General features: G+C 44.4%; 1 protein-coding gene. It reads left to right on the forward strand.

The window, feature by feature from the left end; all coding sequences use genetic code 11:
• The coding region (locus R8N47_RS28515; RefSeq protein ID WP_318186523.1) for a Cache 3/Cache 2 fusion domain-containing protein at positions 1–511 on the forward strand (511 nt) is incomplete at both ends.

Genomic DNA, 511 nt, shown 5'->3' on the forward strand with positions numbered 1-511 from the left:
TCGAATCAACTTTTCGCAATGGTTACCTTGCAGGCGTTTATGTAGAAAACTACACGGTAGACTTCATGGGCCATGAAGTACCAAATATCACGCAATACAGCGAAAGTTTGATTAACGACACAAAGCTGGTCGACAGCTTCACGCGTGATACCGGAGCAATCGCAACGTTATTTGCACCACTTGGTGATGACTTCATTCGCGTTTCAACATCATTAAAAGATCCGCAAGGTAAGCGTGCAGTAGGCACGACTCTTGGACGCAACCATCCTGGTTACCAACTCTTAAAGAGCGGAAAACCTTACTACGCGCAAATCAAACTATATGGTGAACGCTACATTACCTATTACGCGCCAATCAAAGACGCTAACGGTAACGTATCTGGCTTGTCATTTATCGGTTTGCCAGTAGACCAAGCCACACAAACTCTGTTTGATGCACTAGAAGAGATTAAGTGGGGCGACACAGGCTACACCATCATTGTCGATAACGACAAAAACAATCTTGGTAAGTA

It is taken from the genome of Vibrio sp. 2132-1 (assembly GCF_033344315.1).